Source organism: Caballeronia telluris (assembly GCF_001544495.1).
In the GTDB taxonomy this organism is placed as follows: Bacteria; Pseudomonadota; Gammaproteobacteria; order Burkholderiales; family Burkholderiaceae; genus Caballeronia; species Caballeronia telluris.
On the sequence record NZ_FCNZ02000005.1, the window covers coordinates 185,201 to 199,527 of the forward strand.

Genomic DNA, 14,327 nt, shown 5'->3' on the forward strand with positions numbered 1-14,327 from the left:
CGCTTTTCCCTTCGCATGAACGTCGCGCCGCGCGCCGTTGCCGCTGCCTGACCGTTCTGCCATTTTCGCGTCATGTCGGCGTTGGCACCGGCCTTCTAACATAGAGGCTGGTTCGCGCAAGACCCGATCGGGCGCGTCTCTCCAACGATCGCGCGCCATACGCCGACCGTCCCCGTCTATCACCGTCCGGCAGGGCGCCTTTGCGCGCTTAGCCGTTGATCCCTTCTTGCCGGATGGCTCGAGCACGCATCAATGTGGATAGTCAACGTTGCGCTGAAGCGGCCCTACACGTTCATCGTGATGGCTATCATGATCCTGCTGGCGACGCCCTTCGTCTTGCTGACGACGCCCGTCGATGTGCTTCCGGACATCGACATTCCCGTGGTCAGCATCATCTGGAACTACACGGGGCTTTCGGCGGAGGAGATGGCGAACCGCATCACGTCGGTGAACGAGCGCAGCCTCACGACGACCGTCAACGACATCGAGCACATCGAGTCGCAGTCGCTGCCCGGCATCGCGATCATCAAGCTGTTCCTGCAACCGACCGCGAACATCCAGACCGCCATCGCGCAGACGGTGGCCGTCGAACAGGCGCAGCTTCGGCAGATGCCGCCGGGCGCGACGCCACCGCTCGTCATCAGCTATTCCGCGTCGAGCATTCCGGTGATCCAGCTCGGGTTGTCGAGCCCGAAGCTCTCAGAGCAAGACCTCAACGACACGGCGCTCAACTTCCTGCGCCCGCAGCTCGTCACGATTCCGGGCGCGGCCGTGCCCTATCCCTATGGCGGCAAGACGCGCCTCATCTCGGTCGATCTGGATACGCGCGCGCTGCTCGCCAAGGACCTCACGCCTTCCGACGTGGTAAGCGCGGTGAACGCGCAGAACCTGATCCTGCCGACCGGCACGGCGAAGATCGGGCCGAAGGAATACACGATCAACATGAACGGTTCGCCCGCGACCGTCGCGGGCCTGAACGACATTCCGGTGCGCACGCTCAACGGCGCGACGACCTATCTGCGCGAGGTCGCCCACGTGCGCGACGGCTTCTCGCCGCAGACCAACATCGTCCGGCAGAACGGCCAGCGCGGCGTGCTGATCTCGATCCTGAAGAACGGCAGTGCATCGACGCTTTCGATCGTCAACACCCTGCATGACCTGTTGCCCGGCGCACGGGCGGCCTTGCCGCCCGACCTCTCGATCACCGCGCTCTTCGACCAGTCCGTGTTCGTCAAGGCTGCCGTGCAGGGCGTGGTGCGCGAAGCGCTGATCGCCGCCGCCCTCACGGCCGCGATGATCCTGCTCTTTCTCGGCAACTGGCGCAGCACCTGCATCATCGCAATCTCCATTCCGCTTTCCATTCTCTCCTCGTTGCTCGCGCTGCATGCGCTCGGGCAGACGATCAACATCATGACGCTCGGCGGCCTCGCGCTCGCGGTCGGCATTCTCGTGGACGACGCGACGGTCACCATCGAGAACATCGAGCGGCATCTGCATCTCGGCACCGACCTTCACGAAGCGATTCTCGAAGGCGCGGGCGAGATCGCGGTGCCGGCGCTCGTCTCGACGCTTTGCATCTGCATCGTGTTCGTGCCGATGTTCTTCCTGACGGGCGTCGCGAAGTTCCTGTTCGTGCCGCTCGCGGAAGCGGTGGTGTTCGCGATGCTCGCTTCTTACGTGCTCTCGCGCACGCTCGTGCCCACGCTCGCGATGCTGCTGATGGGCCACGCGCACAAGCCGAAGGCGAACGCCCGACCCGGCCTCTTCACGCGCTTGCACAAGCGTTTCGATCGCGGCTTCGAGCGCATGCGCGGCGCGTACATCGTCATTCTGAGCAGCCTGCTCGTGCGTCGCCGCGTCTTCGCGAGTCTCTTTCTCGGCTTCTGCGTACTGTCGGCGGGACTCGTCTTCGTGCTTGGCGAAGACTTCTTCCCGAGCGTCGATGCAGGCGACATCCGCATGCACCTGCGCGCGCCGACCGGCACGCGCATCGAGGAAACCGCGCGTCTCGCCGACGAAGTCGAGAAGGTCGTGCGCCAGATCGTTCCGCCGACCCAGCTTTCGACGATCCTCGACAACCTCGGTCTGCCCTATAGCGGCATCAATCTGTCGTACAGCAACGCGGGCACAATCGGCACGCTCGACGGCGAGATACAGGTCGCGCTGACCCCGGATCACGAGCCGACCGAAAGCTACATCGACAAGCTGCGCGAAGTCCTGCCGCAACGCTTTCCGGGCGTGGACTTCTTCTTCCAGCCCGCCGACATCGTCACGCAGATTCTCAACTTCGGCCTGCCCGCTGCCGTCGACGTGCAGATATCCGGCGCTAACCAGCAAGCGAATTTCCAGGTGGCGAGCAAGCTGATGAAGCAGGTGCGCATGATCCCTGGCACCGTCGATACACATATTCAGCAAAAGCTCGACGAGCCCGCCATCAATCTGCAAATGGACCGCACGCGTCTTCAGCAGCTCAACCTGAGCGCGAACAACGTCGCGCAGAACGTGCTCATCTCGCTCTCCGGCAGCTCGCAAACCTCTCCCGGCTTCTGGTTCAACAGCAGGAACGGCGTCGAGTACAACCTCGCGGTGCAGACGCCGCAGTATCAGGTGTCGTCGATCGACGAACTGCTGCGCACGCCGGTCTCCGCCAGCGTCAACGGTCCCACGCAACTGCTCGGCAACCTCGTGCGCCTCAGTCCGCAGAACCAGTTCGCGGTGGTCACGCACTACAACATCAAGCCCGTGATCGATTTGTTCGTGAGCGTCGAAGGGCGCGATCTCGGCAGCGTCGCGCGGCAGGTCGACCGTCTCGTCGACGACGCGCGCCGCGCGCTGCCGCGCGGCAGCCAGATCGTCGTGCGCGGACAGGTGCAGACGATGCGCAGTTCCTTCTTCGGGCTCGGTATCGGTGTCGCGATGGCGATCGTGCTCGTCTATCTGCTGATCGTCGTGAACTTTCAGTCGTGGATCGATCCGCTCATCATCGTGAGCGCGTTGCCCGCCGCGCTCGCCGGCATCATCTGGATGCTCTTCCTCACCGGCACGCATCTCTCGGTGCCCGCGCTGACGGGCGCGATCATGACGATGGGTGTCGCGACCGCCAACAGCATCCTGATGGTCGCGTTCGCGCGCCAGCGGCTGACCGCCGGCGCGCCGCCGCTCACCGCCGCGCTCGAAGCCGGCGCGAGCCGCATCCGGCCCGTGCTGATGACCGCGTTCGCGATGATCATCGGCATGATTCCGATGGCGCTCGGTCTCGGCGAAGGCGCGGAACAGAACGCGCCGCTTGGCCGCGCCGTGATCGGCGGGCTGCTCTTCGCCACGGTTTCCACTTTGTTCTTCGTGCCTGTGATCTTCGCGAGCATCCATAGCCGGCTTGCGCGCCGTGAAGCGGCCCGCCATGCCGACGATGCCGATGCACACCAGGATCCGGCATGAAACGCCACCCTGCGACGGACTGACATGACCGAGAAAACCCATGCATCGCTTGCGATCCCCGCGCGCGACCCCGACGAAGGCCATGGGCTGCCGCCTCGCAACGTCGAGTGGCGGCGCGCGAAGATCGCGCTTCTGATCGTGCTCGCGCTGCTCGCGCTCGGCGCAGTGCGCACGGTCGTCGTCGACATGATGCACAGCCGCTCGGTTGCCGCGACGACGCAGCAAAACGCGAAGCAGTTCGTCAACGTGGTGACGCCGACGCAGACCGACAACGGCGGCGAAACGCTCTTGCCCGGCACGCTGCGCGGCTTCGTCGAGTCGCCGATCCATGCGCGCGCGACGGGCTATCTGCTGCACTGGTATGTCGATATCGGCACGCGCGTGAAGCAGGGACAACTGCTTGCGGACCTCGATACGCCCGAGATCGATCAGGAACTCGCGCAGGCCGTCGCGCAACGCGACCAGACGAGTTCGAGCCTCGGCCTCGCCAAAAGCTCGCTCGAACGCTGGCAGCAGTTGCGCCAGCGCGATGCCGTCTCGCAGCAGGAACTCGACGAGCGCCAGAGCACCTACAACCAGGATGTCGCCAATCTCGCGGCAGCCGATGCGAACGTGCGGCGTCTGCGCCAGCTCGAATCGTTCAAGCGGATCGTCGCTCCGTTTGCGGGCGTGGTCACGCAACGCAACGTCGATGTCGGCGATCTGATCGATGCGGGAAGCGGCGCGAGCCGCGCGCTCTTCGCGCTGGCGCAGTCGGACCCGCTGCGTGTCTATGTTCAGCTTCCGCAAGCGTATGCGCAGAACGTGAGCGTGGGCCAGCACGTGGTCGTGACGCAGGCGGAATTGCCGGGCCAGCCATTTCACGGCACGCTCACGCACATCTCGGGCGCAATCGATGTGCCGACGCGTTCGCTGCAGGTCGAAGTCACCTTGCCCAATCCCGATGGCCGCCTGCGTCCCGGCGCGTACGTTCAGGTCGCGTTGCCAGCGGCCGTCCACGCACGGCTTCTCGTGCCCGGCAACGCGCTCCTGTTTCGCGCGGAGGGACCGCGGCTCGCGGTGGTCGATGCGAACGGCGAAGTGCATCTGCGCAAGATCGACATTGCGCAGGACCTCGGGCAGTCGCTTGAAATCGAAAGTGGGATCGAGCCGACCGACAAGGTCATCGTCAACCCGAGCGATTCGATCGCGGATGGCGATCATGTGCTGATCGCTTCGCCCCAGCAGAAAGGCAAGAAGGCATCATGAAGCGCACCTGTGCGGCGCTCGGCGCGCTGCTTCTTTCGGCTTGCACGCTCGGGCCCGACTACAAGGCGCCGCAGGCCGACGCGCCGCCGACCTGGAAGACCGACTCGTACTGGCGGCTCGCCGAGCCGTCGCATGCGCCGCTCGCGCCCGACTGGTGGCTCGCGTTCGACGATCCGCAACTCGTCGGGCTGGAAACGCAAGCGCTCGCGCAGAACCAGACGCTCGTCGCCGCGAGCGCCCATTACGCGCAAGCGAGAGCCACGCTCGCGAACACGGCCGCGCAGCGTCTTCCGGAGATCGATCTGTCGGCGCAGGCATCGCGCGCGCGCATCTCCCGCAACCGGCCGGTCAACAACTACGCCTTGCCGAACAGCTCGACCGTGCAGAACGATCTGCGCTTAGGCCCGACCATCGACTATGACACCGACCTTTTCGGCCGCATCCGGCGTCAGGTGGAAGGCGCGGCAGCTTCGGCGCAACAGTCCGCCGACGATCTCGCGAACGCACGCCTCGTGCTCACCACCGATCTCGCCACCGATTACTTTTCGATGCGCGAACTCGATGCGGAGATCGACGTGCTCGACCGCTCGGTCGTGTTGCAACAAAAGGCGCTCGACTACGTGAAGGCGCAGCATGATCTCGGCGCGGTATCGGGGCTCGACGTCTTGCAGCAGCAATCGCTCCTCGATACGACGCGGGTTCAAGCGCGCCTGCTGCACACGCAGCGCGCGCAGTTCGAGCATGCGATCGCGGCGCTCGTCGGCGTGCCCGCACCGCAGTTCGCAATCGCGCCGATGGTCGTTGCGAGCGCGGTGCCGGCCATTCCGCTCGGCGTGCCGAGCGATGTGCTGCAACGCCGTCCCGACATCGCGTCCGCCGAACGTGCGATGGCGGCGGCGAACGCGCAGATCGGCGTCGCCAAGGCCGCGTTCTTTCCAAGCCTCACGCTCAACGGCAACATCGGCTGGGAGAGCACGGAGTTCGCGAACCTGCTCTCCGCGCCGAGCCTCTTGTGGACGCTCGGCACGATGGCGAGCCAGGTGATCTTCGACGGCGGACGGCGCGCGGCGAACGTCGATTTCGCCAATGAAGGCTACAAGGCCGCCGAGGCGAACTATCGTCAGACGGTCCTCACTGCGTTTGAACAGGTGCAGGACGGCATCGTCGGACTGTCGGTGCTCGATAGTGCCGCGAAGGAGTCGCGCGCAGCCGTCAGCGATGCGCAGCGATTGCTGACGCTCGCGAACGATCGTTATTCCGGCGGCCTCGTCGCGTTTCTCGATGTGATCACCGCACAGCAGTCGCTGCTCACGAGCGAGCGGCAAGACGTGCAGATTCGCGGCCAGCAGATGACGCTATCGGTTTCGCTCGTCAAGGCACTGGGCGGCGGATGGCAGACGTCGAGTGAGGAGGCATCGCGATGAAAGCAGGCAAGCATGCGGGCCGCAAGGCTCGTATAGTAGTCGTCGATACAACGCAGATGCGCACGCACACAAAGAGGCCGGCATGAAAGTCCTGATCGTGGAAGACGAACACAAGGTAGTGGATTACTTGCGCTCGGGCCTGACCGAGCAAGGCTGGGTCGTCGATATCGCGCTAGACGGCGAGGAAGGCACGCATCTCGCCACCGAATACGATTACGACGTGATCGTGCTCGATGTCATGCTCCCCAAGCGCGACGGCTTCGCGGTGCTCAAGGCGCTGCGCACGCAGAAGTCCACGCCCGTCATCATGCTGACCGCGCGCGACCACATCAACGACCGCGTGCGCGGACTGCGCGAAGGCGCCGACGACTATCTCACGAAGCCCTTCTCCTTTCTCGAACTGGTCGAGCGCCTACACGCGCTCGCCCGACGCACGCGCGCGCAGGAATCCACGCTCATTTCCGTCGGCGACCTGTATGTGGACCTGATCGGCCGCCGCGCGACCCGCGACGGCGTCAGGCTCGATCTCACTGCAAAGGAATTCCAGTTGCTCTCGGTGCTCGCGCGCCGTCACGGAGACATCCTCTCGAAGACGGCGATCACCGAACTCGTATGGGAAGTCGACTTCGAAAGCCATACGAACGTCGTGGAAACGGCGATCAAGCGGTTGCGCGCGAAACTCGACGGCCCGTTCCGCACGAAGCTGCTGCATACCGTGCGCGGCATGGGCTATGTGCTGGAAGTGCGCGAGGCGCGCGAGATGCGCGAAGCGCGCGAGGACCCGAGGCCATCATGAAACGCTCGATCTCCCGGCGCCTTGCCGCGATGTTCGCGGTCGTGGCGCTCTTCGTGTTCACGCTGGTCGGCACCGGCCTCTTTCTCGTGTTGCGTTCGCAACTGGAGAATCATCTGCGCGAGTCGCTCGACACGCGCGCCGAGATCGCACGCCTGATCGTGCTGCATGCGTCGACGCCCGAGAAGTGGAAGATGGCGAAGGAAAAGCTCGCCGACATCACGCCGCGCGACAGCTCCACGCTCTTCGCCGCATCGAGCCAGGACCCGCGCTTCACCTACGGCACGCCGCTCACGGGCAGCGTCCGCAAGCAGATTCCGGGCGGCTACGTGCGGCTTCGTCCGAACGGCCGCGCCTACGACATGCTCACCACGGCGGTCACGATACCCGCCAACGGCGTGCGGCCGCCGTTGCAGCTTCAGGTCGCCATCGACTGCTCGCCGAACGTGCGCACGATGCGCGTGTTCGGCTTCGCCCTCACCGCGCTGACCGCGCTCGGCACCATCACCGTGCTGCTGCTCAGTTACTCCGTCGCGAAGATCGGACTCGCGCCGCTCACGCGGCTTACGAAAGACGCGTCGAACGTGCGGCCCAACAACCGCTCGCAGCGCCTGAACGCCCGCTCGCTGCCTCACGAACTGGAAGACCTCGCGAAGTCATTCAACGGCGCGCTCGAACGCCTCGACAGCGCCTACGCGAGGCTCGAATCCTTCAACGCCGACGTCGCGCACGAATTGCGCACGCCGGTCACGATCCTCATCGGGCAAACCGAAGTCGCCTTGACGCGCGACCGCTCCATCGCCGAATTGCGCCATACGCTGCAATCGAATCTGGAAGAGTTCGAGCGCGTGCGCGCCATCATCAACGACATGCTGTTTCTCGCGCGCGCGGATCAGGGCGAGCGGGCCACGGGACTCGTCGAGGTATCGCTCGCCGCAGAGGTCATGCGCACGCTCGAATTCCTTGAGATTCCGCTGGAAGAAGCACAGGTGCGCGCCGCGTTGAAGGGCGATGCGCGCGCATGCATCAATACGTCGCTATTCGGGCGAGCGCTCAGCAACCTCGTGATGAACGCCATCCAGTATTGCGCACCGGGCGCGGCCATTTCGGTGTCGATCGCGCGCGAACCCGGACGCATCAGCATCGCCGTGGCGAATCCGGGCGAACCGATCGAGCCGTCGATGCTCGATCACCTCTTCGACCGCTTCTATCGCGCGGAGAGTTCGCGGACCAACAGCCGCGAAAATCATGGGCTGGGTCTTGCGATCGTGAAGGCCGTCGCGGAGATGCATCGCGGCACGGTTTCCGCCACGAGCGCGCACGGCATCAACACGTTCGCGTTCTCGGTGGCGCGCTTCGGCGCCGAAGCGCGGCCCTCGGGACCGCCGCCCGCATCGCCCTCGCAAGCAACTTCGACGAACGCAAACACGGGTGCTGGCATGCGCCATCGTTCGGTCGGATAAGCCGCTTGCGCGGCTCTCGATGACTCATTCGCAAAGGTATTCGTCAGAGGCGTTCTTCGCCGATGCGTCCTTGAATTGACCGTACTGGCGATAGGTCTTTCCGTTGACTATGACGCTCTGAACCGATTGCGTTTGCGTCGCGTCCTTGCGATGCGCATCGACGTTCGCGTTCCACGATGAGACGTTCGGTGCCGATGCCGCAGCGCCCATCGTCCGTGTGACGGGATTGCCGAACGCGTTCGTTGCGGCATTCCCTTGCGACGCGTGATAGCCCCACTTCGACGTGAGCGTGTTCATGTCGATCTGGCGCGGCGTCCATCCGACAATGGCCGGTCCGTTCACGACCGGCGACAACTCGACCGCGACGATCTGCGTGCCACGGCGCGCGACGAGCAGGCACTTGCCGCCCTCGGCGGTTCGCAATGGAACAGCGCCGCTGAACGACAGCAGCGTGAGCGGGGGCGCGTTGGGCATCGGCTGCGCGCCCGCCGGATTCGCCGCCCACGTCGCCGACGTGACCGCGCCCGTGGATACGGTCTGCGCGCTCACACTTGCCGCTGCGAGCGTCGAAAGCAGCATGAGCATCAGACGACTCTTCATACGGTGCCTCGAATGGAAAACAAGGGTTGGCCTTTCCGGTCCATCAACAACGGCCAACCCTAAATGGGAGAAGGCGCCACCCGCTATCCTTTCTCCACGGCGCAAGTTGCCATTGCACCTTTGATTGCACATCGGCGTGTTACTTGACGAGCGACACTTCGATCTTGCCGCTGTCGATCGGCGTCGCCTTCTTGGCGTCAGGCGCGGCCTGCGTCTTCATCGAGACCGCAGGCTCGTTGGCCGCCGTCATCGGCAGGCCGAGGCGCGCGCGGATCAGCGGGTCGCGATACTTCTCGTCGTCCGAAAGCACCGCGCCTTCGCCCGACTTCGCGAGCGGCGTGGTCGTGCCCGGGCACAAGTGGCCTGTCGCTTCGACGGCGCGGCGGTTCGCATCGCTCTGGCACAGGAGCGCGAGTGCCACGTCGGTGAGACCCATCGCTCGGAACTCACGCGCATCGAGGCGTCGCACGCAGGCCTGATCGACCATCGTCGTGCCGCCGGTCGCGCCGAAGCCCGTCACGGAGATGCCGAAGCTCGCCGATCCCATGCAGGTGTCCGAGAGCGTCGTCGTAAGCGACGGCGCGGCGATCGCCGGCGTCGTGCGCACCGAGTACGAGCTCTGGTTGTAGTCGACGGTGGCGCGCGTGTCGTACGGGCTCGACCCGGGCGTCGTCGCGGCCTTGCTCGTGGCATCCGTGCCGCCCGTCGTGCCTGCTGTGCCCGTCGTGCCCGAGCCGTTTACGCCCGTCGTCGCCGCGACGTTCGACGTGCTGCTGGTCGTGCTGTTGGATGCGGTGAGCGAAGGCATGGTGAGCGAGATGTTCACGTTCGACGTGCCGCCGGTCGCGCTCGAGCGGCCGCCCGATGCGTTGGCGCTGCCGATGCCGCCGATCGACGACGAATTGGAATTGGTGGTAGCCGACGACGTCGCGGACGTCCCGATGTTGTTCAGGCTCGATCCCCCGCCCTGCCCGACGCCGACCGACGACGAGCCCGAGGTGGAGCCCGATGTCGAATTGGCGGTCGTGTCCGCGTGGGCGGCATGGCCGACGCAAAACAGAACAGCGCATGCGATATGCAATGTGGTCTTGTTCATTGTAGTTCTCCGGAAATGAAGGGGAACGTCACGCTCGTGCGATCCCTCGATACGGCTTGGAATTGTTATGGTTCTGCGTACAGGTTCAGCGGCGAGGCGCAGCGGCGGCCGTTGCATCGGCGCACCGTCTGCCGCCTCGTTCCGGCAGCGAAGCGAAGCCGCGCTTTAGCGCCAGCCGCGTCCGAGCGAGCTCCATGCGTTGGCTGCGGCGTCCGCGCCCGATCCGCCCGTCGCCGACGACGTGCCGTGACCGAAGCCGCCCGCGTTCGACGTATTGATGTGGCTCGTCGTGGCGTTGGTGCCGTTGCCGGTCACGCCGAAACCGTTGCCCGACACGGCTTGCGCGTTCGCGTTCGACATGCCGTAGTCGCTTGCGGTGAACGAACCGAAGCCCCTCACGGCCGCCGAGGTCTCGCCGCCCGACGAAGACGTCGAGGTCGAATGCGTGGTCGTGCCGGCGACGGCCGCGACCGAGAAGAGCGAGAACAGTGCAGCAGCGATCAGCGTGCGTTTCATGATTTGCATTCCTTATTAGATAAAAATTATCTGTCTCTTATTGACTTAAATCCCAACCGCCTCGCGGCTTAGCGCCAGCCGCCGCCCAGCTTGCTCCATGCATTCGCAGCGGCGTCGGCGCCCGAGGTGCCGCCCGCTTTCGCGCCGCCGAAGCCCACGCCGCCCGCCGACGTCGTGTTGATGTGGCCGGTCGTGGCGTTGGTGGTGTTGCCCGTGTTCAGGTAGCCCGAACCAGCAGTTGCCGTGGCGTGGCCGTTGGCGGCGCCTGCGTCGGTCGCGCTGAAGTGGCCGAAGCCGACCACGCCGGCAGCGGTAGAGCCGCCCGAGGTCGAGCTTGAGCTGGAGCTCGTGCCCGTTGCAAATGCAGCGACGGAGGCGAGAGAGAGAACGGCTGCGACGATCAGATTGCGTTTCATGGTGTGTCTCCTTGGTTTGATGGCGCACGGTTATCCAGCTACATCGACGCCGATATGTAGCAGGTACAGCAGAATTCGTTGGATCACGTCGGGGCGTGCGGGCGCCATCGACCGGAATCGTTCGTTGTCTTGAACGATGCCCCGCGCGACGCGGCACAGCCGAGAAACGTGCGGCGCGTCAGGGACGCGCGAATGCTATGTGAGGGTCTGGAAAGATGGCGTAAGCAGCGAGGCGAAGCCTTGCATCGACGATCGATGCGCTATGAGCGTGCATGGCGGCGAAGCCTGCGGTGCGCTTGTTGTTTTGTGTGTTCTTCATCACTGTCCCCGTAGCATCTGGTGCCGATGCTTCTAAGTAGGTTCGTTGTTTTCGCGTTGTTCCTACGTTTTGGGTGACTGTACGGAAGACGGCCCGCGTCATGCGTTAGGCATCCAACACTAATCCTCACATCTGATTGCTTCGAGTAAGGATGCGTTCGGGAGCGCTCATTCGTGGTGCACGAAGAGACGAAAAGGCGCTGAAAACAAGGGTTTTCGCTGACGCGGTGGGGTTCTGTCGACCGCTTTCTTGCGGCAGAGAAACGAAAACGCCCGGCGCATTCGTCCGGGCGACGGCAAGGGAAATCGAATCAGACCGTGCTCAGACGGGCTATCTCCGTTTCGACGATCAGCTTCTTCAGCTCCGGCACACATGATCCGCAATTCCCGCCAGCCTTGAGACACGATGTGACCTCGGCCGCGGTCTTGAGTCCTTTCTCGCGAATCGCGGTGCAGATCGTGTTGCGCCCGACGCCGAAGCACGAGCACACCGTCGGCCCGGTGTCGACGCCCTTGCCGATGGGCTGTCCGAGCAGCAAGCCGATCCGGTCCTCGTCGTCAAGCTTCTCTTTTGCAAAGAGCCCCGACAGCCACGCACGCGCTGGCAGGTCCGGGCGTTCGGAGAGGAACACACAGCCTTCGATGCGGTCGTCCACCACATGCACCGCGCGATACACGCCTGCGGAACGATCCTCGTATTCGAGCCAGTCAGCGTGCGGATCGTCGACGCGAAGCGCGGCGCGTGCCCATTCGCGATGATCGTCGCTGCCTTCGAAGTGGCGCCGTCCCGCGATCTCATGGCGCACGAACTGCGTGCCCTGAATGCGCGTCCAGTAAGTGACGTCATCGAGTAGCGGGGCCGTGCGACTCAACGCGAAGCCGTGCCACGACACATGGAATTTCTCCACCGCAACCGGCGTGTGCTTGAACTCCGGCTCGCCTGAAACCGGATCGACAGCGGGGTTCGCGACGGCGCCGATGCGCGCGTCCGACGCAACCTGATCGTTCCAGTGGATCGGCACGAACACGCTGCCGCGCGACATGCCGCCACCGTGCTGCACGCGCGCCACCATCGACCCCCAGCGGCTCGATACGCGCGCGAGTTCGCCTTCGCGCACGCCGCATGCAAGCGCGTCTTGCGGATGCATGTCGATGAACGCCTCGCCGATGTGGCCCGCGAGTTTCGCCGACTTGCCCGAGCGTGTCATCGTGTGCCACTGGTCGCGCACACGGCCCGTGTTGAGCACAAGCGGATAGTCGTCGTCGACAGCGTTGGCCGGCGCACGCGGCGGCGTCGCGATGAAGCGTGCGCGGCCATCGGCATGACGATAGCGCTTGTCTTCGAAGAGACGCGGCGTGCCTGCGTCGCCGTGCCTAAGCACCGGCCACTGGATCGGCGCGAGCGCGTCGTAGCGTTCGCGGTCCATGCCCGTCAGTCCGCGCAGGTTGAACGCACGCGGCAGTCCTTCGCCGTCGTTGCGATGCGCGCTGAGACGCGCGTGCTCGTCGAAGATCTCGTGCACGCTGTCGAAATCGAAGCCAGCATGGCCCATGCGGCGCGCGACATCGCAGATGATCCGCCAGTCCGCGCGCGCCTCGCCGGGGGCCGGCAGAAACGCGCGCTGGCGCGAGATGCGGCGCTCCGAGTTCGTGACCGTGCCGTCCTTCTCGCCCCAGCCGAGCGCGGGCAGCAGCACGTGCGCGAACGCGTTGGTATCGGTGTCCTCGATGATGTCGGAACTCACCACGAGTTCGCACTTCGCGAGCGCCCGCTTCGCCTGCTCGCCATCGGGCAGGCTCACCACCGGGTTCGTCCCCATGATCCAGACAGCCTTGACGCGGCCCGCCTCCATCGCGTTGAACAGATCGACCGCCTTGAGCCCGGGACGCTCGGCGATGGCCGGTGAATCCCAGAACGTCTGGACGAGCTCGCGATGCGCGGGCTGATCGAGTTCCAGATGCGCGGCGAGCGTGTTTGCAAGACCGCCCACTTCACGGCCGCCCATCGCGTTGGGTTGTCCGGTGAACGAAAACGGCCCCATGCCCGGCTTGCCAATACGTCCCGTCACGAGATGGCAGTTGATGATGCTGTTGACCTTGTCGGTGCCCGCCGTCGATTGATTCACGCCCTGCGAATACACCGTCACCACGCGTTCGGTGCGTGCGAACAGGCGATAGAACGCCAGCAGATCGTGCGCGTCGATCTTGCAGGCCCTCGCGGTCTTGGCGAGGTCGAAGCCGTCGGTCGCCGCGAGCGCCGCGTCGAAGCCGGACGTGTGCGCATCGACGAAGGCCGCGTCGGTGGTGTCGTGCTCCGACAGGAACGCGAGTAGGCCGTTGAACAGATCGACGTCGGTGCCCGCTTTCAACGGCAGATGCAGGTCCGCCATTTCGCAGGTCGCGGTATAACGCGGATCGATCACGACGATCGTAAGCTCCGGACGCTTCTCCTTCATCTTCACGACGCGCTGAAAAAGAATCGGATGACACCACGCCGTGTTCGAACCGACCAGCACGACGAGGTCCGCGAGTTCAAGGTCCTCGTAGTTGACCGGCACGATGTCTTCGCCGAACGCGCGCTTGTGCCCCGCCACCGACGACGACATGCAAAGCCGCGAGTTCGTATCGATGTTCGCGCTGCCGATGTAGCCCTTCATCAGCTTGTTCGCGACGTAGTAGTCCTCGGTCAGCAACTGGCCCGACACGTAAAGCGCGACCGCATCGGGGCCATGCTGTTCGATGATCCGCTTGAACGTGTTCGCGACCGTGCCGAGCGCGTCGTCCCACGACGTCGCCTGCAATGCGCCGTCACGCGCATCGCGCAGCTTGGGCGCGAGGAGCCGTCCTTCGAGCCCCACGGTTTCGCCGAGCGCCGAGCCCTTCACGCACAGTCGCCCGAAGTTGGACGGATGCGCTTCGTCTCCCGCGATGTCGGGCTGACTCTCTTCGCGCGGAGTCGCACGCACGCCGCAGCCGACGCCGCAGTAGGGGCACGTGGTACTCACACTCACACTC

The 14,327-nt window shown here is 64.8% G+C and carries 10 protein-coding genes; 5 read left to right on the plus strand and 5 right to left on the minus strand.

The window, feature by feature from the left end; genetic code table 11:
• The first annotated feature begins 252 nt into the window (after positions 1-252).
• The 5 genes from AWB66_RS08800 (at position 253) to AWB66_RS08820 (ending at position 8,366) form a co-directional block, all read left to right on the plus strand.
• Complete coding sequence (locus AWB66_RS08800; RefSeq protein ID WP_087629898.1) at positions 253-3,438, plus strand: efflux RND transporter permease subunit; 3,186 nt, start codon at positions 253-255, stop codon at positions 3,436-3,438.
• A 24-nt stretch (positions 3,439-3,462) separates the two neighbouring features.
• Entirely contained in the window at positions 3,463-4,686 is a 1,224-nt protein-coding gene (locus AWB66_RS08805) for an efflux RND transporter periplasmic adaptor subunit (protein WP_087629899.1), read from the plus strand.
• Positions 4,683-6,110, plus strand: a complete 1,428-nt coding sequence (locus AWB66_RS08810) for an efflux transporter outer membrane subunit (RefSeq protein WP_087629900.1) — start codon at positions 4,683-4,685, stop codon at positions 6,108-6,110. The genes AWB66_RS08805 and AWB66_RS08810 overlap by 4 nt, the downstream gene beginning before the upstream one ends.
• A gap of 82 nt (positions 6,111-6,192) precedes the next feature.
• On the plus strand, positions 6,193-6,906 hold the full coding sequence (locus AWB66_RS08815) for a heavy metal response regulator transcription factor (protein ID WP_062637091.1): 714 nt from the start codon (positions 6,193-6,195) through the stop codon (positions 6,904-6,906).
• A complete protein-coding gene (locus AWB66_RS08820) occupies positions 6,903-8,366 on the plus strand; it encodes a heavy metal sensor histidine kinase (RefSeq protein WP_087629901.1) in 1,464 nt (487 codons plus the stop codon). Before AWB66_RS08815 ends, AWB66_RS08820 begins: the two co-directional genes overlap by 4 nt.
• A 24-nt stretch (positions 8,367-8,390) precedes the next feature.
• On the opposite strand, the gene AWB66_RS08825 is transcribed toward AWB66_RS08820, so the two are convergent.
• From AWB66_RS08825 to AWB66_RS08845, 5 genes are all read right to left on the minus strand, one after another.
• Positions 8,391-8,966, minus strand: a complete 576-nt coding sequence (locus AWB66_RS08825; protein ID WP_087629902.1) for a hypothetical protein — start codon at positions 8,964-8,966, stop codon at positions 8,391-8,393.
• A gap of 139 nt (positions 8,967-9,105) precedes the next feature.
• Positions 9,106-10,062, minus strand: a complete 957-nt coding sequence (locus tag AWB66_RS08830) for a hypothetical protein (protein ID WP_087629903.1) — start codon at positions 10,060-10,062, stop codon at positions 9,106-9,108.
• Positions 10,063-10,227: 165 nt separating this feature from the next.
• Complete coding sequence (locus tag AWB66_RS08835) at positions 10,228-10,578, minus strand: hypothetical protein (RefSeq protein WP_200818952.1); 351 nt, start codon at positions 10,576-10,578, stop codon at positions 10,228-10,230.
• 68 nt (positions 10,579-10,646) lie between these two features.
• Complete coding sequence (locus tag AWB66_RS08840; RefSeq protein WP_087629905.1) at positions 10,647-10,994, minus strand: hypothetical protein; 348 nt, start codon at positions 10,992-10,994, stop codon at positions 10,647-10,649.
• A gap of 629 nt (positions 10,995-11,623) precedes the next feature.
• Positions 11,624-14,323 carry a nitrate reductase gene (locus AWB66_RS08845; protein WP_235021045.1) on the minus strand — a complete coding sequence of 900 codons (2,700 nt, stop codon included), beginning with the start codon at positions 14,321-14,323 and terminating at the stop codon, positions 11,624-11,626.
• Positions 14,324-14,327: the final 4 nt, after the last annotated feature.

Excerpts from the sequence above, each read along its gene's own strand:
- AWB66_RS08840 (WP_087629905.1), bottom strand. The coding sequence starts at position 10,994 with ATGAAACGCAATCTGATCGTCGCAGCCGTTCTCTCTCTCGCCTCCGTC.
- AWB66_RS08800 (WP_087629898.1), top strand. The coding sequence starts at position 253 with ATGTGGATAGTCAACGTTGCGCTGAAGCGGCCCTACACGTTCATCGTG.
- AWB66_RS08815 (WP_062637091.1), top strand. The coding sequence starts at position 6,193 with ATGAAAGTCCTGATCGTGGAAGACGAACACAAGGTAGTGGATTACTTG.
- AWB66_RS08820 (WP_087629901.1), top strand. The coding sequence starts at position 6,903 with ATGAAACGCTCGATCTCCCGGCGCCTTGCCGCGATGTTCGCGGTCGTG.
- AWB66_RS08810 (WP_087629900.1), top strand. The coding sequence starts at position 4,683 with ATGAAGCGCACCTGTGCGGCGCTCGGCGCGCTGCTTCTTTCGGCTTGC.
- AWB66_RS08805 (WP_087629899.1), top strand. The coding sequence starts at position 3,463 with ATGACCGAGAAAACCCATGCATCGCTTGCGATCCCCGCGCGCGACCCC.
- AWB66_RS08830 (WP_087629903.1), bottom strand. The coding sequence starts at position 10,062 with ATGAACAAGACCACATTGCATATCGCATGCGCTGTTCTGTTTTGCGTC.
- AWB66_RS08835 (WP_200818952.1), bottom strand. The coding sequence starts at position 10,578 with ATGAAACGCACGCTGATCGCTGCTGCACTGTTCTCGCTCTTCTCGGTC.
- AWB66_RS08825 (WP_087629902.1), bottom strand. The coding sequence starts at position 8,966 with ATGAAGAGTCGTCTGATGCTCATGCTGCTTTCGACGCTCGCAGCGGCA.